16 protein-coding genes and 3 pseudogenes are annotated in these 18,083 nt (G+C 72.3%); 7 read left to right on the top strand and 12 right to left on the bottom strand.

Features of this window, described 5'->3' with window-relative positions; translation table 11 throughout:
• Positions 1 to 134 precede the first annotated feature (134 nt).
• Entirely contained in the window at positions 135 to 1,223 is a 1,089-nt protein-coding gene (locus QFZ75_RS37905; RefSeq protein ID WP_307543965.1) for an alcohol dehydrogenase catalytic domain-containing protein, read from the bottom strand.
• Between the two features lie 103 nt (positions 1,224 to 1,326).
• On the opposite strand from QFZ75_RS37905, the gene QFZ75_RS37900 reads away from it, so the two are divergent.
• Both QFZ75_RS37900 and QFZ75_RS37895 read left to right on the top strand, forming a co-directional pair.
• On the top strand, positions 1,327 to 2,220 hold the full coding sequence (locus QFZ75_RS37900) for a LysR family transcriptional regulator (RefSeq protein ID WP_307543964.1): 894 nt from the start codon (positions 1,327 to 1,329) through the stop codon (positions 2,218 to 2,220).
• Between the two features lie 412 nt (positions 2,221 to 2,632).
• On the top strand, positions 2,633 to 3,187 hold the full coding sequence (locus QFZ75_RS37895) for a transposase family protein (RefSeq protein ID WP_373466004.1): 555 nt from the start codon (positions 2,633 to 2,635) through the stop codon (positions 3,185 to 3,187).
• A gap of 148 nt (positions 3,188 to 3,335) precedes the next feature.
• Here the strand turns inward: QFZ75_RS37895 and QFZ75_RS37890 are convergent, their stop codons facing one another.
• The 4 genes from QFZ75_RS37890 to QFZ75_RS37875 all read right to left on the bottom strand — a co-directional run bounded on the left by QFZ75_RS37890 (position 3,336) and on the right by QFZ75_RS37875 (position 5,569).
• A complete protein-coding gene (locus QFZ75_RS37890; protein ID WP_307543962.1) occupies positions 3,336 to 3,692 on the bottom strand; it encodes a transposase in 357 nt (118 codons plus the stop codon).
• A complete protein-coding gene (locus QFZ75_RS37885) occupies positions 3,689 to 3,991 on the bottom strand; it encodes a hypothetical protein (RefSeq protein ID WP_307543961.1) in 303 nt (100 codons plus the stop codon). The genes QFZ75_RS37890 and QFZ75_RS37885 overlap by 4 nt, the downstream gene beginning before the upstream one ends.
• A 38-nt stretch (positions 3,992 to 4,029) precedes the next feature.
• Positions 4,030 to 4,302, bottom strand: coding sequence for a helix-turn-helix domain-containing protein (locus QFZ75_RS37880; RefSeq protein ID WP_307545066.1), 273 nt, complete (start codon positions 4,300 to 4,302; stop codon positions 4,030 to 4,032).
• A gap of 430 nt (positions 4,303 to 4,732) precedes the next feature.
• On the bottom strand, positions 4,733 to 5,569 hold the full coding sequence (locus QFZ75_RS37875) for an NAD(P)H-binding protein (RefSeq protein WP_307543960.1): 837 nt from the start codon (positions 5,567 to 5,569) through the stop codon (positions 4,733 to 4,735).
• Between the two features lie 82 nt (positions 5,570 to 5,651).
• Between QFZ75_RS37875 and QFZ75_RS37870 the strand changes: the two genes are divergently transcribed.
• Together QFZ75_RS37870 and QFZ75_RS41285 are read left to right on the top strand one after the other, a co-directional pair.
• On the top strand, positions 5,652 to 6,593 hold the full coding sequence (locus QFZ75_RS37870; RefSeq protein WP_307543959.1) for an AraC family transcriptional regulator: 942 nt from the start codon (positions 5,652 to 5,654) through the stop codon (positions 6,591 to 6,593).
• A 104-nt stretch (positions 6,594 to 6,697) separates the two neighbouring features.
• Positions 6,698 to 6,790, top strand: a pseudogene (locus QFZ75_RS41285) (IS5/IS1182 family transposase); the annotation flags it as partial.
• Here QFZ75_RS41285 and QFZ75_RS37865 read toward each other — a convergent pair.
• A pseudogene (locus tag QFZ75_RS37865) lies at positions 6,772 to 6,915 on the bottom strand (TerB family tellurite resistance protein); the annotation flags it as partial. The pseudogenes QFZ75_RS41285 and QFZ75_RS37865 sit on opposite strands and share 19 nt — an antisense overlap.
• Positions 6,916 to 6,921: 6 nt before the next feature.
• Between QFZ75_RS37865 and QFZ75_RS37860 the strand changes: the two are divergent.
• A pseudogene (locus tag QFZ75_RS37860) lies at positions 6,922 to 7,236 on the top strand (beta-glucosidase); the annotation flags it as partial.
• 108 nt (positions 7,237 to 7,344) lie between these two features.
• On the opposite strand, the gene QFZ75_RS37855 reads toward QFZ75_RS37860, so the two are convergent.
• Positions 7,345 to 8,967: an alpha-amylase family glycosyl hydrolase gene (locus QFZ75_RS37855; protein ID WP_307543958.1), complete on the bottom strand. Its 1,623-nt coding sequence runs from the start codon at positions 8,965 to 8,967 to the stop codon at positions 7,345 to 7,347.
• Between QFZ75_RS37855 and QFZ75_RS37850 the strand changes: the two genes are divergently transcribed.
• Positions 8,906 to 9,166: a LysR substrate-binding domain-containing protein gene (locus QFZ75_RS37850; protein ID WP_307543957.1), complete on the top strand. Its 261-nt coding sequence runs from the start codon at positions 8,906 to 8,908 to the stop codon at positions 9,164 to 9,166. The genes QFZ75_RS37855 and QFZ75_RS37850 overlap by 62 nt on opposite strands.
• Positions 9,167 to 9,314: 148 nt before the next feature.
• Here the strand turns inward: QFZ75_RS37850 and QFZ75_RS37845 are convergent, their stop codons facing one another.
• Entirely contained in the window at positions 9,315 to 10,166 is an 852-nt protein-coding gene (locus QFZ75_RS37845) for a phytanoyl-CoA dioxygenase family protein (protein ID WP_307543956.1), read from the bottom strand.
• 112 nt (positions 10,167 to 10,278) lie between these two features.
• Between QFZ75_RS37845 and QFZ75_RS37840 the strand changes: the two genes are divergently transcribed.
• Positions 10,279 to 11,295 carry a LacI family DNA-binding transcriptional regulator gene (locus QFZ75_RS37840; RefSeq protein WP_307543955.1) on the top strand — a complete coding sequence of 339 codons (1,017 nt, stop codon included), beginning with the start codon at positions 10,279 to 10,281 and terminating at the stop codon, positions 11,293 to 11,295.
• Between the two features lie 409 nt (positions 11,296 to 11,704).
• Here the strand turns inward: QFZ75_RS37840 and QFZ75_RS37835 are convergent, their stop codons facing one another.
• The 4 genes from QFZ75_RS37835 to QFZ75_RS37820 all read right to left on the bottom strand — a co-directional run bounded on the left by QFZ75_RS37835 (position 11,705) and on the right by QFZ75_RS37820 (position 17,679).
• Complete coding sequence (locus tag QFZ75_RS37835; RefSeq protein ID WP_307543954.1) at positions 11,705 to 12,037, bottom strand: putative quinol monooxygenase; 333 nt, start codon at positions 12,035 to 12,037, stop codon at positions 11,705 to 11,707.
• Between the two features lie 282 nt (positions 12,038 to 12,319).
• Positions 12,320 to 12,790, bottom strand: coding sequence for an MSMEG_6728 family protein (locus QFZ75_RS37830; protein WP_307543953.1), 471 nt, complete (start codon positions 12,788 to 12,790; stop codon positions 12,320 to 12,322).
• Between the two features lie 205 nt (positions 12,791 to 12,995).
• Positions 12,996 to 16,532, bottom strand: coding sequence for a substrate-binding domain-containing protein (locus tag QFZ75_RS37825; RefSeq protein WP_307543952.1), 3,537 nt, complete (start codon positions 16,530 to 16,532; stop codon positions 12,996 to 12,998).
• Positions 16,533 to 16,707: 175 nt separating this feature from the next.
• Complete coding sequence (locus QFZ75_RS37820; protein WP_307543951.1) at positions 16,708 to 17,679, bottom strand: polysaccharide lyase family 1 protein; 972 nt, start codon at positions 17,677 to 17,679, stop codon at positions 16,708 to 16,710.
• Positions 17,680 to 18,083 lie beyond the last annotated feature (404 nt).

Below are 18,083 nucleotides of genomic sequence, written 5' to 3'. Positions count from 1 at the left end.
ATTCGTCCGTCCGGACAGCAGTTGGTGATCTTGAGGCTCATGGTTGTTCGCGAGAAATAGCAGGAGCAGTACGCCGGCCTGCGCTCGTGAGGGCGGAGGCGTGGCGCTGGTGTGCGGGGATCAGTCGGGTCTTGTCAGCGGGCCGGTGGGGTGAGGGTGGTGCGGTCGAACGGGCCACCATGTGAGGCCGCGTACGTGACGGCGTCGTTGACGGCGTTGAGGCCGAACGACCGGACGCGTTCGGGGGCGAGGTCCAGGGCGCCCGAGGCGATCAGCCGGATGATGCCGACGTTCGCTGTACGCGGGTACATCCACTGGCCGCGCACGGTGATCGATTTGCGCATGATCCATGGGTACGGCAGTGCGAGGTCGTCGCCACCGAGCATGCCGACGCCGCCCATGAGAACGACGCGGCCGTATTCGCGCACGGTCATGGCTGCCGTGCGCGCTGCCGAACTGGGTGCGCTCGGCGGTAGCAGGTCGATCACCATGTCGATCGGGCCGTCGGCCGCCGCGGACATCGCCGCGCGGTCGTCGGCCTCGTCCCCGGTGAGCGGGACCGGGCGCACGAGTGGACCGAACCGGCCGGCGAGGAAGTCGAGCGCGGCCTGGTTGCGGCCTGGGGCGACCACGCGGCCCGCCCCCATGGCGACCGCGACCGCGACCGCACTGCTGCCGAGGTTGCCGGTGGCCCCGCTGACGAGCAGCGTCTCTCCGGCGGCGAGCCCGCCGGCCAGCAGCCCGCCGTAAGGGATGACGTGCACGCCGAGCGCGGCCCAGCGGGCCGGGTCGTCCCCCGCCGCCGCGGGGAGCGGGAAGACGTTCTCCGTCGGGACCCGCATAAGTTCGGCGAACGATCCGTCGTGCAGATGCTGGGCGAGGCGCGCGCCGCCCTCGCCGCGGGAACTCCAGCCCTGGAGCGTGATGTCGGGCGTCAGGGCATCGTCCCGCGAGCGCACCGTCGAGTCGCACCACACCAGGTCGCCGGGGCGCAGCCGGGTGGCGTCCGGGCCCACGTGGACGACCCGTCCCACGCCGCCGATCCCGGGCACGACGGGAGGGACCAGGGGGTAGTTCCGCTCGCCGCTGAAGACCTCGGCCGCGTAGGGCGCCACGCCGGCGGCGAGGACCTCGACCAGCACCTCGCCGCCGCCGGCCTCGGGATCGGGCACCTCCCGCACCGTGAGCGGGGCACCGAACTGCGTCAGAACTGCTGCTCGCATGTGATGACCTCTGTGTTCGTCTGTGTTCGTCGGTATCGACACTAGGAACCCGGGCGGACATGCGGGAAGCGACGATCAAGCATCTGTGGTATGCGTACACCGCATGGATATCTCCAGCACAGGCCTGCGGGTCCTGCGGCAGATCGCCGAGTCGGGCAGCTTCACCGCGGCAGCCACCCGGCTCGGCTACACCCAGTCGGCGGTCTCACGCCAGGCCGCCTCCCTCGAGCGAAGCGCGGGCACCGCCCTGTTCGAACGCCGCCCCGACGGAGTGCGGCTCACCCCCGCGGGTCTGACCCTGCTGCGCCACGCTCGCACGATCCTGGACTGCCTGACGGCGGCCGAGCGCGACCTCACCGGCATCGTCTCGCGAACCGAGCTGGTGCGGCTCGGACTGTTCCTGAGCGCGGGCGCGGCCATCCTGCCTCCCTCGCTCGCCCGCCTCGCGGCGACCGACCCGCAGATCACGGTCACGACTACCGAGGGCACCACGCCCTCCCTGATCCGGGCACTGCGGGCGGGCTCGATCGACCTCGCCGTACTGACGTCCCGCCCACCCCACCGGCCTTTGGACGGCGAGTCGCCGCGCCTGCACGTCGAGACCGTTGCGGACACCGAGCTGGTCGTGGCGGTGCCTTCGGCCGGAGAGTTCGCCGGCCGCACCACGGTGCACGTCGACGAACTGGTCGACGCGCCGTGGATCGCCACCCCTGCGTCGAACGCCGAGCCACTGCTCGGCGTCTGGCCCGGCCTGCCCGGGCGGCCGGACATCGTCCACTGCGCGCGCGACTGGCTGACGAAGCTTCAGCTGGTCGCCTGTGGCTTCGGGGTGACAACGGTGCCCTCGCGGCTCTCGCCGGTACTGCCGCCCGGGGTGAGCCTGCTGCACGTCGAAGGCGCACCTCCCGAGATCCGCCGGGTTCTCGTGGCGCGACTCCCCGGCCGCCCCACCCCGGCGATCACGGCCGTCACCCGAGCGATTACCTCGACCGCCTGATACGTGCCCTTAGACACATCACCCTGGAGGCCGTACGGCCGCCACCACCACGATCAGAGGGCCGGGTCGCCGGGCGTTGGATAGGCCTGTTCACGACCGATCTTCGTTAAGGCATGCCGGTCCCACAATCGAACAACCCACTCCGGCTACAACCACCGGCCCGAGCTGTTGAAACCCCATTACGAGTGGGTGCGTGACAGCGGGTGGGCATGCTCTGCTGGTGAAAGGCAATGTGAACCGTTCGGTTCTTACGCATCCGTTGTTCACGGACGTCTCGAGCGCTCATCTTTCCTCGTTGATCGCGGAGTTGGCCAGGCCATGGGTGGCCGAGGTCGAGGGTCGCCGACACCAGGCACGAGGCGGGGCCAGAAAGCGGGCGCTTGGGGCCGGTGCCCGCCATCAGCTGGTCTTCGTGGACCGGCTGGTCGCCACGCTCATCCATCTGCGTCACGACCTCCCGCACGCGGTCCTGGTTCTTCTGTACGGAGTGGACCGCTCCACCGTGACCCGCGCGGTCGGTGAGGTGCGCCGGCTCCTGGTCGCACGGGGGTTCGCCGTTCCGGACCGGCCCGGTGTACGGCTGCGGACCCTGGAGGACGTGTTCGCCTACGCCCAGACCGAAAGTGTCCGGCTGCGGCTGGACACCACCGAGGTCCAGGTCCGCCGGCCCGCCGCGGGCCGGGGCGGCCGCAGGGCGTTCGTGTCGGGCAAGAAGAAGCAGAACACCATGAAAGCCACTGTCATCGCCGACAACCAGGGCCGCACCCTGTGGACCGACGCATTGCGGCCAGGGCGCATGCACGACGCCACCGCCGCCCGCACGGCCTGCATCGGCAGATGCTTCGATCACTTCGACCTGGTCCAGGTTCCCCTCGATGACGGATACCTCGGCCTCAGCCGCGACCGCCTTCCCGACACCTACCAAGCCATCGCCACCCTGGTATCCGACCGCACCGTCAGCGCTTAACGAACGCCGTGAGTAGGGCGAAAACGACTCACCCGCCATCACGCACCAACTCGTAAGTGCGCGCGGGCCCGAGCTTTCCCCAGGGGAGGTACGACGGGCATCGGCGTGTGAGGTCGTCTCGGGTGGTTCGGACCGTCGGGGAAACCTGTCAGCCTCGCTCCCACAGCGGCAACCGGAACATGGCGTAGGTGAACTTCCACTGGAACGGCTGCGCCGTGGCGTTGTAGCGGTCTTCGAATGCTCGGAGCTGGTCCCGGACCTGAGCGAGGTCCGTGAAGTCGTTCGGCCGGACGACCTTGCGCTGGACGATGGAGAAGAAGATCTCGATCCGGTTCGTCCAGGAGGCGTGGATAGGGGTGTGGACCACGACGGCGTTCGGAAACCGGCCGGCCAGGCGGTCGACTGCCCGCCGGCCACGATGGGAGGAGCCGCTGTCGACGACCCAGAAGACGCGTTTCGCGCCGGCGTAGGGCTCCGTGGTCATGACCTGCTCGACCAGGTTCATGAAGGGACGATGCCGGTCTTGGGTTCGCCCCGGCCGAAGACCTTCGCACGGTGGACGTCGTAGGCGGCGAGGTAGGCCAGCGCACCGCCGCGGCCGTACTCGTGATTGACGCGCATCACCCGGGCCCTGCCCGGGGCCAGGGACGGATGGCAACGGCAGCGGGCCTGGACGGAGGTCTTCTCGTCGCTGCAGAGCACGTAGTCGTCCTCGCCCAGCGGGGCACCCTCGCACGCCCGGTCGTAGAGGTCCAGAACACGCTGGGCCTTGGTGCGGAAGTCGTGTCGCGGATGAAGATCCATGACCGGTACTGCCAGGGCTTGAGCGCATCCTCTCGCAGTCAGCGGCGCACCGTTGAGGCGGAGACGCTGTCGGTGATCCCGCGGACGCTCAGCTCGGATGCCAGCTCCGGGCAGGACCGGCGTGCCAGCGGCACGCCGGTCTCGGCGGGTAACCGGCAGGCCGGCGCCTTGGCCTCGGTGACCTGCACGGGGGTGAAGCGGGCGGGGCGCCCGGAGCGGGTGCGGTCGGCCAGGGCCGACAGACCGCCTTCGGCGAACCGGCCACGCCAGGCGCGTACCGTGTCCAGGTGGAGGCCCGCCTCACGTGCGATCCGCGCGTTGGAGCGCCCCCACGCTGCGTGCAGGACGACCTGCGCGCACCCTCAGCCGGTACTCGGTCTTGTGGCCGTAGGCCATCTTCTTCAACCGCTCACACCCGGAAGCGGTGAGGAAGATCGGGCGTGCGGAAGCGAGAGGCAACGCGGGAGCCGTTCACGAGAAGTGGACCGCCCTCCCTTGACCGGCAGAAGGCACCGCGCAGTTGATGCACCGGAAGCGCGCTTTGGCGTCGCCGTTCTCGGAGCCGAGCCCGGCCGTACGCCGCCCGCACCGCCGGCCGGGCGGCGGGTAGCCGTCGTCAAGGAGGACTGCAAGTGCGGCGCCTGCCCGGACATGGGGCGGCGTCCCGCGAGGCGCTGCTACTGGGCCACCCGAGCACGCGCACCTGTTCACCGGGAAGGTGAGGCCCGCAGGTAGGACACGTCAGGTGTTCCAGACTCCTTCTTCAGCGGCGGTGCGGGCGTAGTCGGCGAAGGCCCGGGGCCGACGGCCGAGAACCTTCTCCACGTCATTGGTGACCGAGGCCAGAGTGCCGAGGCGGATCTGGGCGTACAGATCGACGGTCAGCTGCACCCATTCCTCGGGCACACCGTGCGCACGCTGCTCGGCGGCGTACTCCTCGGGCGGCAGCGGGGTGTAGCGGATGTCGCGGCCGGTCGCGTCGGCGATCTGTGCGACGGCGTCGGCGAACGACATCGCCTGCGGGCCGCTCAGCTCGTAAGTCGCTCCGGCGTGCCCGGTCTCGGTCAGGGCGGCTACGGCGACGCCGGCGATGTCTCCGGCATCGACGAACGCCTCCGTGCCGTGTCCGGCCGGCAGCCGCACGTCACCGGACAGGACGGCGTCGCGCAGGAAGTCCTCGCTGAAGTTCTGGAAGAACCACCGCAGCCGGAGCACCGTGGCCTCCAGGCCCGCCTGGCCCAGCGACCGCTCGGCCACCACCGCGTGCTCCAGACCCGGGGCGCCGGTGTCGGGAAAGGAAACCAGCACCGCCCGACGCACCCCGGCCTCGGCAGCCTGGCGGGCGAAGGCGGCGATGTCGTCGGCCGCCTGCGCGCTCCCGAGATCAGGAGCGACCAGATACACCCCGCCCACCCCGTTCAGCGCCGGCTCCCAGGTGGTGCGATCGCTCCAGTCGAAGCGCACCTGCCCGGAGCGGGAGGCGGCCCGCGCCGGAACTCCCCGGTCCTTCAGTTGCCGCATCACGCGGCGACCGGTCTTGCCGGTGGCGCCGGTCACCAGAATCGTCTCGTTGCTCATACCCTCCAGCGAACCAGTCGCCGCCGGTGGCGGACATGGCGAGAGCGCTCGCGTCCATACGCATTCGTCTACGCTGACCTGCATGGACCTCCAGACTCCGACCGGCGCGGACCCGCTGACCGAGCTGCTGGACGGGGTACGGACCGTCGGGGCGGTCTTCAACCAGTCGACGCTCTCCGGCACCTGGGCAGTGCGCTTCGAGGACGGCTCGCCACTCGCACTGGCCGTGTCGCTGCAAGGCCCCGTCTGGGTGGTCTCCCAGGGCGGTGAGCCGGTGCTTCTCGGCCCGGGGGACGTGGCGGTACTCAGAGGCGGCACCCCGTACGTGATCGCGGACGACCCGGACACCGAGCCGGGCGTGGTGATCGGACCCGGTGGCCGCTGCACGACCGTGGACGGACAGGACTCACGCACCACCCGGGGCGCCGGCAGCACGGTACTGATGAACGGCTTGTACACGGTGGACCGCGGTGTGCCCGGACAGCTGCTGGCCGCTTTGCCCGCACTCGCCGTCGTCCGGGCGGGGCAAGGGCCCTGCCCGATCAGCCCGGCAGCGTTCGAGGACGTCACCCGCCCCGAACCGGGCCGACAGGTCATGCTCGACCGGATGCTGGACCTGATGCTCATCACCGCCCTGCGCTCCTGGTTCACCCGCCCCGGCGCCCAGGTCCCCGCCTGGTACCGCGCACACGGCGACCCTGTCGTCGGACCGGCGCTTCGGCTGCTGACCGCAGACCCCGCCCACCCGTGGACGGTAGAAGCCCTTGCGGCCGGGACAGGTGTCTCACGCGCGGCGCTGGCCCGGCGCTTCACCACCCTGGTCGGCCAGCCGCCGATGACCTACCTGCGCGAGCACCGACTCGCTCTCGCCGCCGACCTGCTGCGCGAGCCCGGCGCGACAGTCGGCTCCGTGGCCGGCAAGGTCGGCTTCTCCAGCGCCTTCGCTCTCAGCGCCACATTCAAGAAGGTGCGCGGCATCAGCCCGAGTGAACACCGAACCGGCGAGACAACAGCCAAGGATTGACAGCCGGTACGCCGACGCCCGACCTCGAGGTCAACCCCCGAAGGACTTACGGCGCCAACCACTAAGCGCGCTGCGGAAGGTCTTGATCAGGGCATTTCCCTTGTGTGTGGGGGGTGTTGAGGGCTGAGCCGATGTGGGTGGAAACGTTCACGGGCTTGCGGATGCGGCAGTTCGAGGGGCTGGTGCGCGCGGTGCGCGCGGCGGTCTCCAGGGACGTACGGGCGCAGGTGCCGCCGGCCGCCAGGACGGCGGGGGCGGCGATGTGGACGGCGTCTTGGAGCGTCGCCGAGAAGCGGGTCGTGGTGGGGTGATCGAGGACGTCCGCGCGCTGTTGGGCCACGGTCTGGCCGTACGAGCCCCGCGCGCGGCCGGAGTCACCGACATCGGTATCGCCAACTCGCACGGGCCGGCCTGGCCCGCGTCCGAGGAGCCGGAGGAACCACTACGCCCCGACCAGGATGGGCGCGCCCCAGGGCTCGGAGATCGAGTTCGGCGGACTGACGATGCCCGCCGAACTCCCCTTCTCCGTAGAATTCTCCGTAAGAGAAGTAGAGGGCTGCCCGGTCACGGACTTCGGCCGGCCGGTGGTCCCGGAGGCACGGAACTGCTGGTGGACTTCCACAAGTGGTACGGCGATGATCTGGATCAAAAACCTCACCCGGACCACCAATTGATCACGACTCGGTACGGGCCCCAGGGCCGGGCCGCCCGCAACCGGAGCAGGGCCGGAGCGGGGGCGGGGGGACGGCGGTCAGTTCGTGGGTGCCTCCCTTGTGAACCATGCCGTCGTGTCCGCCGGTACGTGTGTCGTCAGCGGTTCGGACGCGACCAAGGTGTGTGCGTCCGGGGGCAGCGGGACCGGGAGTGCGTTGAAGTCGGTGACCACCTCGACCTGGCCGACGGTGAAGCGCAGGACGTCTGGCGGCGAAGGCATCCACCTGAGGGTGCCCTCCCCCAGGCCGTACCGGCGAGGCAGGGTCAGGAGGGTGCGGTACAGCTCCAGCGTCGAGTCCGGGCGGCCGCGCTGTGCGGCGACGGAGCAGGCACCGTAGTCGGACGGCTGGGGCAGCCAGGTGTCGGCCGCGGTGCTGAAACCGGAGGCCGGTCCGTCCTCGGTCCACGGCAGGGGGACCCGGCAGCCGTCGCGGCCCCGGATGCGGTGGCCGGAGCGCTCCCACACCGGGTCCTGGCGTGCCTCGTCCGGGAGTTCGGTCGCCTCGGGCAGGCCCAGTTCCTTGCCCTGGTACACGTAGGCCGAGCCGGGCAGCGCGAGCATCAGCGCGGCGGCCGCGCGGGCCCGGCGCAGCCCCAGGGGGCGGTCGGGCTGCGGGTCGTCGGCACCGACGCCGTGTTCCAGCTCGACCGCTCCGTCGTACCCGAACCGGCTGGCGTGGCGCATCACGTCGTGGTTGGACAGCACCCAGGTGGTCGGGGCGCCGACCGCGTCGTTGGCCGCCGGTGAGTCGTCGACGACGCCTCGCAGGTCGGCCGCCTGCCAGGTCGTCTCCAGGAACGGGAAGTTGAAGGCCTGGTGCATTTCGTCGGAGCGGATGATCCGGGCGGCGCGCTCCGGCGGCAGCCATGCCCCGGCGCACAGGATGCCGCGGCCGTCGTAGGTGTCCAGGAGCCGGCGCCAGGAACGGAAGATCTCGTGGATGCCCTCCTGGTCCCGCATGGGAGGCATCACGCCGTCGACGGGCTCGATCACCCCGTGGGTCGGCCGGGGCCGGTCGGGCAGGCCCGGGGCCTTGACGAGGGCGTCGCACACGTCGACGCGGAAGCCGTCGACGTCACGGTCGAGCCAGAACCGCAGTGTCCGTTCGAAGTCCTCCCGCACCGCGGGGTCGTCCCAGTTCCAGTCGGGCTGGGAGGGGTCGAACAGGTGCAGGTACCACTGCCCGGGACGGCCGTCGGCCTCGGTGACCCGGGTCCGGGCGGGCCCCTCGAACATGGACGTCCAGTCGTTGGGCGGCCGGGAGCCGTCCGGTCCGCGGCCGTCGCGGAAGTGGAACAGGGCCCGTTCGGCGCTGCCGGGTCCGGCGGCCGGCGCGGCACGGAACGCGGCGTGCTCCGAGGAGCAGTGGTTGGGCACGAGGTCGACGATCACGCGGATGCCCAGCGCGTGCGCACGCGCCAGGAGCGCGTCGAAGTCGGCGAGCGTGTCGTACCGCGGGTCCACCGCGCGGTAGTCGGCCACGTCGTAGCCGCCGTCGCGCTGCGGTGAGGGGTAGAAGGGCGAGAGCCACAGGGCGTCGACGCCGAGGTCCGCCAGGTGGCCGAGGCGACCGGTCCAACTGGCCGAGCGTGCGCAGGTGGCGGGCGTCGCCCTGTCCGCGGGCGTCGAGGTCGAGCAGGTCGAGTCCGCGCTGCACATCGTCGCCCGGGGCGCGGGAGACACGATCGTCTCCCGCGCGGTGGCGGGCAGCCGCACGCTCCCGGAGAACCTGCACACCGCCGGTTTCGCCGAACCGCTGTACGACACCATCGCCATGGTCCGGCGCCGGGGGGCCGTACTGTCACCCGCGACCCGGGAGATCGCCCGGCTGGCCCGCCGCATGATGCTGGAGCACTGAGGGCGACGGTCGCGCCCCGGCGGGGCCTGCGAGGCCGGCGCGCGGCGAGCCCGGTGCCCGTGGGGCCCTCTCGATGTCCACGCCGTCGATCTGCGCCGGCCGGACGCCCAGGGTGCGGCCGGCCGGCCGCGGGCCGGTGCGGACGGGCTCAGGCATCACCCATGACCAGACCCTCGATGGTGTGTTTCTGGGTGACCGGGACCAGCTCGTCCACCACCGCGCAGTCGAGGTGGCGGCGCACCCGCTCGGGCAGCGCGTCCCAGTAGCCGCGCGTCACGGCCGTGTCGTGCTTCTCCCCGTTGGTGGCCTCGGGTCCGTCGACGCCGAGCACCAGGACCGGGCGGGACCTGGCGGACCGGTTCTCGGTGCCGCGGTGGATCGTCAGGGCGCTGCGCACGGAGACGTCCCCGCGCCGCGGGTACTTGCGCACCGCGCGCCCGAGGTAGCGGTCGTAGTGCGACCTGGGCGGGAACATGCCGTGGTCGAAGTCGGGGCTGTCGTCCCACTGGGTGCCCGGCGCGATCTCGAAGGGCCCCATGTCCTCGGCGGTGTCCACCGTGGTGATGTTGAACGCGAGGGAGGTCAGGCGCCGTTCGCGGCGCGTCTCCTCGGGCATGGGGAAGTCCCGGTGCCAGGGCTGGTTGACGGCGCCCTCCAGCGGCACGTCGAAGCCGAGCTCGACAACGCGGTACCCGGGGCCGAGGACCGCCGTGCACACCGAGCGCACCCAGGGGTGGTCGACCAGGTCGACGAACCCCCTGATCTGCTCGGGGTGGATCTCGACGTAGTAGCGGTGGGGGCCGCGCCCCACGGCTCCGCCCTCACGGGAGCGCGCCTCCTCGAAGGCGGCCGCGACGTCCTCCCCCAGCCGGTCCGCCCAGTCGGCGGTGAAGGCTCCCCTGCGGGCGCTGATCCCGTCGGTGTAGAGGGCGTCGACATCGGCGGAGACATCCACGTCGAGGCCGTCCGCGGCGATACCGGCGTACGCGTGCGTGCTCATGAGCGCCTCCTTGCGCTGATCGGGTCGACCCATCATGCATACGTTGAATGCAACGTTGCAATACCTGTCGGGGATTTTCTGGACAGGGACCGGGACATGGGAGGATGCCCCCGTGACCAGCCGCCTGAAGGACGTCGCCGCCCGTGCCGGAGTGTCGATCCGGACCGTCTCCAACGTGGTGAGCGGATCGGCCAACGTCGCCGAGGAGACCCGCGCCAGGGTGCAGCGGGTACTGGACGAGCTGGGCTACCGGCCGAACCAGGCCGCCCGCAATCTGCGCGGCGGCCGCACCGGGCTGGTCGGCCTCACCATCCCGGAACTGCATTCGCCGTACTTCGCGGAACTCGCCGGACTCGTCGTCGAGGCCGCGGCGCAGCGCTCGTGGACCGTCGTGATCGACCAGACCCACGGGGCCCCGGACGCCGAGCGCAGACTGCTGGAGGGGACCGGCGGGCGGCTGGTCGACGGCCTGATCATCAGTCCCTGGTCGATCGGTCCCGAGGAACTGACCGCGTGCGCCGGCGGCGTGCCCGTCGTGCTGCTCGGGGAGCGGGCGACGCACGGCCTCGCCGATCACGTCGCCGTCGACAACGCGCTCGCCGCGGAGGAGGCGACCGCGCACCTGCTGGCGGGCGGACACCGCCGCATAGCCGCGATCGGGCTCCAGCCGCATCTGAGCAACGGCACGGCCCACCACCGGCTCAGCGGGTACCGCACCGCGTTGCGCAAGGCCGGTGTGACGCCGGATCCGGCGCTCGAGAAGCCGGTGCGGGCCCTGCACCGCAGGGACGGCGCGGAGGCGATGACCGCCCTGCTGCGGGAGGACGCGCGCCCGGACGCCGTGTTCGCGTTCACCGACGAACTCGCCCTGGGCGCCCTCCACGTGGCCGGCGCCGCCGGGCTGCGCGTGCCCGAGGACCTCGCCCTCGTCGGGTTCGACGGCATCGAGGACGCCCGCTACGCCAATCCCGCGCTCACGACCGTCGTCCCGGACAAGCGGCAGATCGCCGAGCGGGCCCTGCAGTGCCTGGCCGACCGCATCCACAGCCCCGCGACGGGAGTGCCTCCGCTCGACATCGTCGTGCCGCACCGGCTGGAGGTCCGCGCCAGTACGGGCGGGACGGCCTGAACCGGGGCATGCGCACCGCGCCACGGGGGGCTGGAGGTGTTCCGTGCCGGTGCGTGCGTCAGTGCGCCGCCCCTGCCACCGACCGCACGGTCCGCGCTGTGGCGCCCTGCGCGCATGCTCGTCTACCGTGAGGAACGAGGTCGGTGTCTGCGTCGATGTCCCGCAGGCTCACCGCACCGTTCGGCTCCCAGACCCCGGGCTGCTCACAGGAACAGGACGGCCACGGACGGCCGGAGCCCCCGGATCCTCGCAGCGGACACAGGGGCCCCGGCACCCGGTCCTCCCGTCGTCCCGGAGCGACTCCCGCGTGCTCCGGCGAGAGAGGGCCAACCGGCGCGGGGACACCTGCGGAATGGGGAGCCACCCGTGCCCCCGCGCCGGCGCGGTCCGTCGCGACCGCCGCCCGGTGTCAGCCCCGCTCGGGGACTGCCATCTCGCCGAGGGGCGACCAGCCCTCCTGCGGGACGACCGCGTGGACGATCTCCGGAGTGCGCGCCAGGTGGGCCGGCAGAGCGTCCCGGGCCTTGGCGAAGTGGTCCGAGGTGACGTGCGCCGAGCCGGCCTCCTCGTCACGGAAGGCCTCGACCAGTACGTACTCGGTGGGGTCCTCGACGCTGCGGGACCAGTCGAACCACAGGCAGCCGGGCTCGTCGCGGGTCGCCTCGGTGAATTCGCGGGTGATGTCCGGCCAGGTGTCGGCGTGCTCGGGCAGCACCCGGAACTTGGCGGTGATGATGATCATGACTCTCCTCGGACGTGGAACCGGGACGTGTGGCGTGTGCGTGGTTCGGGGAACCAGGATCGCGACCCCGCACCCGTTCGGCGTCCAGGGCGTCCAGGGCGTCCTGGAACCGGTCGAGAGAGTACCGCGTGGTGTGCGGCCGTGCCCTGCCCTGCGCCGTGAGCGCCATCGGCTCGCGCAGGTCGTCGCAGGACGCGTCGGGGCTCCCGCCGGCCACGGCACCGTGGTCCGCGCCGGTCACCACGCACCGGTCGCCCGGTCACGGGCGGCGGAACGCCGGGGCTACGGGGCGACGCGGTCCGAGGCCGGCCAGACGTAGGGCATGTCGTCGGGGACGTCCGGGAAGAACGGGGTGTAGAACTCCGGCGCCTTGCGCACGAGTGCCGACTGATGGCTGCGGTGGAAGGCGGGCTCGCCGAGCCAGGGCGGCAGTTCCCCGGCCTCGGCCAGTTGCGCCTGGCCCCGTACGGACGTGCCGGGACGGTGCGCGGTGAAGTCGGTGACGAGTGTGGTGGCGCAGGTGTCGGCACGCCCCTCCGCGACCCATACGGCGCACATGTCGAGGCCGTAGCGGGCGAGGGCCTCCTCGTAGCCGATCCACATGCGTACCGCGGGATGGTTGCGCCACCCGTATCCGGGCACGGTCAGGCCGCGCAGCACCTGGAGGGCCTCGACGCGCTGCTTGCCCAGGCGCGCCCGATCCAGGACCTCGGCGGACCGGGTGAAATCGGGGTACGGAAGAAAGGTCTGCACGCACCATGTCTACCGCGACCGCCCGATTCCCAGACGGGCGATTCGGGTGCAGTCGCCGGCGAGACGGCCCGAGGACGGACGGAGCCGGGCCGGGAGGGGCCGGGACGGCCGGGACGGGCCGAGACGGGACGGGACGGGACGGGCCGAGACGGGACGGGACCGGGCCGAGACGGGCCGGGAGGGATCAGCGGCGGACCGGGAGGGATCAGCGGCGGACCGGGACGGTGGGTGTGTCGCGGGGGGTGTTCGCCTGCGTGGGCTTCTCGCGGTAGTGGTGGGGGGCCGTGCCCGTGACACGGCGGAACACCCGGCTGAAGTAGGCGCGGTCCCGGAAGCCGACGGCCCGGGCCACGCTCTGCACGCTGTCGTCGCTCGAACGCAGACGGTCCGCCGCGCGCCGGATGCGCAGGCGGGTCAGGTAGTCCCAGACCGTCAGGCCGTACCGCTGCTGGAAGAGCTTTCCGAGGTGGTCGGGGCTGACCCCGGCGGCCTGGGCGACCTGCCAGCGGGAGATCGGCCGTCGCCAGTGCTCGTACAGGTAGACGAGGGCCTCGTCGAGGACGTCCCTGGTGCGCGACGGCAGCCGGGAGTCCTGGCCCGCCAGTTCACGCACGAGCGCGGCCGCCTCGTGCGGCGCGAACACGTCCATGTCCAGCATGAGCAGCGCCGGATGCTGGCGCCCGCGCCGCGCGTCCGCCGCCGTCATGCCCTCGTGGTCGGCGATGACGACGGGGCACAGCGCCCGGCCCGTACCGTCGTGCAGCCTGTCGACCACGTCCAGGGCCTGCAGGTCGGGCAGGCCCCGCTCCAGCACCACCAGCCGGGGCGTCTCGTCCGCGACCAGCGCCAGCAGCGTCGTCGCGTCGGTGGAGACCCGTGCCGGATGGTCCGGCAGGGCCGTCTCGGCCAGCCGCCGCAGCGACTCCCGGGACTCCTGCGAGCCGCCCGCGACGACCACCGGCTCGGCGAACCCGGCGGGCCGCAGCGCGCGCAGCGCCTGCGGCAGGTCGGCGCCCTCGGCGCCGAACAGCGCGAACGGCGTGTGGCGCAGGGCCGGATGGTCGTACAGCCGCTGCACCGCGCGCCATTCCTGCGGCCGGTCGGGCCGGGCGTCCCACACGACCGCTCCGGGCGTGCGGCGCGCGAGGGACGCCATGGGGTCGGTCGCGGCATCGGTCCGCACCACCTCCAGGCCGTGCCGGGCGGCGTGCTCGCGCACGTCCGCGCCGAACTCCCCGGGAGTGACGACGAGCAGCGGGGCGTCACCCGCGTCGGCCAGGTGCGCCTGCCCGTCGGGGGACGGCAGGGGCAGCTCCAGTACGTACCGGGCCCGTCCCGTGCTGTCGGAGACGGTCAGCGCTCCCCCGTGCATCATGGCCAGTCGCCGGGCCGTGGTCACCCCGACGTCCAGGAGCTGCCCGGGCCGCGTCGCCGAGGTGCGGGCGTCGGGGACGGAGACCGTGATGCGGACGCCGGCCGGGCCGAGGGCGGCCGCTACCAGGGGCGGAGCGTCCTTCGCGCGGGCCGCCGCCGAGATCAGCACGTTGTGCAGGATCTGCCGCAGCCGCGTCCCGTCCACCCACACCGGGGGCAGCCGCGCGGGAAGATCGAGTGTCCAGCCGGGACCGGGGCCGGAACCGGCGGCGGGCAGGGCGGAGGCCGTCGCCGCGCACGCCTGTGCGAGGACGGGCAGCGGGTCCATCAGCCGCCGGGTCAGGAGGAGGTCACCGGCCTCGGAACGGGCGAGGTCGAGCAGGTTCTCCATGAGGTGCAGTACGCGCACGGCGTCCCGGCGGACCTCCGCGAGGGCGGCACCGGGGTCGCCGGAGTGATGCAGCATCGCCTCGACCGGCGTACGCAGCTCGTCGGTGACGTGCGTCAGCAGCCGGGTCTGGAACCTGCTGGCCTGCTCCGCCGCATCCCGGGCGCGCCGCACCTCGTCGAAGAGCCCGATGCCCTTCAGCGCGGCGCTGATCTGGTCACCCAGCTCTCGGTAGAGCGCCCCGTCGTGGTAGGCGGCCCCGCCGGGGGCCGCCTCGAACACGGCCACGCCCAGGTGCTCCTCCCCGATGTGCAGGGGTTCGAGCACCAGTGTGAACCGGCCGTCACGAGGCAGCAGGGAGTCGGGGAGCAGCAGGGCGGGCGAGAAGGCGGGGCTGTCGAGCGGCCCTCCGGAACCGGATTCCTGGCCCGCCTCCGCACGGGCGAGCAGGGGGCGCGCCGTGCCGAGGGCCGCCGGGGAGGAGGCGTCGGCGTTGCGGTCGTACAGGACGATCCGGCAGTGCGGGACGCCCGACTGGCCCAGATGGCGCTCCAGCACGTCCGAGAGGCCCTCCAGGTCCACGACAGTGGTGAGTGCGGTCCCGAACTCCCTGAGCCTGCGCGCCCGTTGGGTCTGCGACCAGCGCTCGTACTCCAGGAGGGCGCGCGACCGCTCCGCCACGACGAGCCGGGCCTGTCCGAAGAGGGCCTCGCCGGCCCGGCGCAGCGGGCTCGGCAGTGTGTCGACGACACCGCGGCGCGCGGCCTCCAGCACCTGGTGCCACCGGTCGACCTCGGCCTGTGTGCCGGCGCTGCTGCGCAGCAGCTGCTCGACCAGCGGGAGGAAGCCACCGGGCCGTCCGGCCTCGTCGTTCGCCGGCGGACGCGGATCGCTGTCGGCGCGCGCGAGTTCGGCCCGGAAGGCCGCGGCGAGGCGGGGACCTCCGGACGCCGGCAGGGCGTCCAGCGCGTCCCAGCCCTCGGGGCGCCGCGCGGTGGCCGGCGCCGCGGGGACGGGCGAGGGCCGGTACGACGTCGGGTAGGGGCATCCGCAGGAGCGGCGCGGCACCAGCGTGGCGGGGATGGTGGTGCGGTCCGGCGGACGGGTGCCGCGCAGCCGGGCCACCAGGGTGTCCACGGCGAGCGCTCCCAGCTCCTCGAAGGGCAGCGCCACGGAGGTGAGGGGCGGGTCTCCGAGCCGGGCCTCGGGCGAGTCGTTGAAGCCCACCACGGCCACGTCCTCCGGGACCCGGATGCCCCGTTCGGTGAGGTGGCGCAGCGCCCCCGCGGCGAGGACGTCGCTGCAGGCGAGCACCACGTCGAAGTCGACGCCCGGGGTCAGCCCGCGCGCCTCGAGCAGTACCTGCATCGCCGAGGCGCCGGCCGCCGCGGCGAAGTCGACCGCGGCCCCCACGTGTTCGTCCCGGATGCCGTGGTGGCGCAGGGCGTCGACGCAGGCGCGGTAGCGCTCCTCGGAGACCGGGTTGGCGAGCGGGCCGTGGATGCAGGCCGGCTTCCGGCGGCCGTGCTGGACGACGAGGTGCCCGACCAGTTTGCGCATGCCCGCGTGGGAGTCGATCGACAGCACGTCGGTCTGGTCGCTGAGCGGCTGGTTGAGGCTGATCAGCGGAAGGTGCGCGAGCCGGCGCAGCAGGCGCCGGGCGCGGGGCCCGGACGAGGGCAGCCCCAGGGTGGAACTCCAGCAGACGACGCCGTCGAGCCGGGCCGGTCCGACGAGTTCGTACAGCTCGCTGCGGGTCACGTCCCCGTGGCGGAGGTTCCCGCCGGGGAAGCAGACGAGGTTGACGTCGTTGCGTTCGGCGGCGGTACGGGCCCCGGACCACAGGGTCGCGCCGACGCCCAGGTGGATGTTGGCGGTGAGCAGGCCGACGGTCAGCGGCCGGTCCGGCCCGTGCGACGTCCCGGCCGCGCGCGTCCCCGCGGCGGTCGTCCCTGGCGCGGTGCGTGATCCCGGGTTCATCGGCGCCCCTTCGTCCGGCCTGCGTCGGGATGCCCCGGGAGCCGCGGTGCCGACGAGGCCCACGGCAACGTAGGGGAGGATGCACCGCGGGGCAAGACCGGTGACGTGGGGGTCACCGGTCCTGCCCCGTGCTGTGTGCCGCTGTGCCGCCGTACGGAGGTACGGGCGTCGTGGGTCAGATCTTGCCGACGCCCGCACCGGCGGTCACGGTCGCCTTGACGGTCGACGCCGACTGCGCGGTGTAGCTGTACGGGATCGACGCCACGGAGCCACCGGTCTGACCGGAGCCGGAGCCCACCAGCTGGTTGTTCTTCGCCACCAGCGAGCCCTCGTCCGAGGAACCCTCACCGAGGTGGTAGGGGTCGTCGGTGTTCTCGAAGTAGTTCGCCTCCACGAGGACGCCCGCGTTCTCGGTGGACGCCACGCCGTAGGAGCCGATGTTGCTGAAGTAGTTGTTCAGCACGTGGACCGGGTTGCCGAACCGGACGCGCGGGTTGCGCTGGTTGGTGCCGTCGAACCAGTTGTGGTCGTAGGTCACCTTCAGCTTGCCGGTGTCCTCGCCGGAGTTGTCGTCGGAGTGGCCGAGCAGCATGTTCTTGTCCTGGTTGTGGGTGCGGTTCCAGGAGACCGTGATGTTCGTCGAGGCGCGCTTGATGTCGACGGCTCCGTCGTACGCGCCGGCGATGTCGTTGTGGTCGATCCAGACCTTCGTCGAGTACTGGACGTTGATGGCGTCGTCGTTGGACCCGGAGAACGACAGGTTCTGGATGATCACGTTGTTCACGCTCGCGACGTTCAGGCCGCTGCCGGTGATCTTGCCGGCGGTGCCGACGCCGACGATGGTCTTGTTGGACGCGACCTTGGTCATCTCCGTCAGCGCGATGGTGCCGTTGACGCGGACGATCGTGGCCGCGCTGCTCTGCACGGCGGTCTTGAAGGCGGCAGCGGTGGTGACGGTCACCGTGCTCCCGCCGGCTCCGCCGGTCGTGCCGGCGCCGAAACCGATGGGGGCGGCGGCTGCGGCGGCCGCCGGCTCCGACTGCGCGGTGCTGGAACCGCTCGCCGTGGTGGCTCCGATCACGGCGAGTGCGACGGCACTCGCCGCCGCGGCTCCGGTCAGGGTGAACCGTGCGCTCGTCCTGCGCATGTGGATCTCCGTCCGTGGGGTTTTGGAGAAGTGACGTGCCAGTGCGGGTGATGCGCCGGAACCGCGCGGTCGGCTCGCTGTGAGACTAGAGCGACGGGTGTGGACAATGACGTGCCGTGTGTGGACTATTGCGTCCTGCCCAGGCGTGGCGGCTCCTGCCCACGCATGCCGGCTCATGGGGTGCGCGCGCTCCGTACGTGGCCCGCCCGGTCCGGGGGCTGGAGTCGGAGCGGCCGTGTCACGCTCCGGGCTTCGCCCCGCTCCGCCGCCGCTGACCCCCGTTCAGCGGCGACGGACGGAACCCGACGGACGCGCCCGACTTCGCGGCGCGCCTTGCCGTCATTGCAGCCGACCGGCTCGGTGCGAAGGGGGAACGACCCACCGAGTCGGTCGACTGGCTGCCC

It is taken from the genome of Streptomyces sp. V3I8, from assembly GCF_030817535.1.
In the GTDB taxonomy this organism is placed as follows: Bacteria; Actinomycetota; Actinomycetes; order Streptomycetales; family Streptomycetaceae; genus Streptomyces.
Note: the sequence above shows the minus strand (reverse complement) of the source record. Positions and strands in the feature narration are given on the sequence as shown.

What these genes read in the sequence shown, in the direction of transcription:
- QFZ75_RS37905 (WP_307543965.1), bottom strand. Translation starts at nt 1,223, where the DNA reads ATGCGAGCAGCAGTTCTGACGCAGTTCGGTGCCCCGCTCACGGTGCGG.
- QFZ75_RS37900 (WP_307543964.1), top strand. Translation starts at nt 1,327, where the DNA reads ATGGATATCTCCAGCACAGGCCTGCGGGTCCTGCGGCAGATCGCCGAG.
- QFZ75_RS37890 (WP_307543962.1), bottom strand. Translation starts at nt 3,692, where the DNA reads ATGAACCTGGTCGAGCAGGTCATGACCACGGAGCCCTACGCCGGCGCG.
- QFZ75_RS37885 (WP_307543961.1), bottom strand. Translation starts at nt 3,991, where the DNA reads ATGGATCTTCATCCGCGACACGACTTCCGCACCAAGGCCCAGCGTGTT.
- QFZ75_RS37875 (WP_307543960.1), bottom strand. Translation starts at nt 5,569, where the DNA reads ATGAGCAACGAGACGATTCTGGTGACCGGCGCCACCGGCAAGACCGGT.
- QFZ75_RS37870 (WP_307543959.1), top strand. Translation starts at nt 5,652, where the DNA reads ATGGACCTCCAGACTCCGACCGGCGCGGACCCGCTGACCGAGCTGCTG.
- QFZ75_RS37855 (WP_307543958.1), bottom strand. Translation starts at nt 8,967, where the DNA reads ATGTGCAGCGCGGACTCGACCTGCTCGACCTCGACGCCCGCGGACAGG.
- QFZ75_RS37845 (WP_307543956.1), bottom strand. Translation starts at nt 10,166, where the DNA reads ATGAGCACGCACGCGTACGCCGGTATCGCCGCGGACGGCCTCGACGTG.
- QFZ75_RS37835 (WP_307543954.1), bottom strand. Translation starts at nt 12,037, where the DNA reads ATGATCATCATCACCGCCAAGTTCCGGGTGCTGCCCGAGCACGCCGAC.
- QFZ75_RS37825 (WP_307543952.1), bottom strand. Translation starts at nt 16,532, where the DNA reads ATGAACCCGGGATCACGCACCGCGCCAGGGACGACCGCCGCGGGGACG.
- QFZ75_RS37820 (WP_307543951.1), bottom strand. Translation starts at nt 17,679, where the DNA reads ATGCGCAGGACGAGCGCACGGTTCACCCTGACCGGAGCCGCGGCGGCG.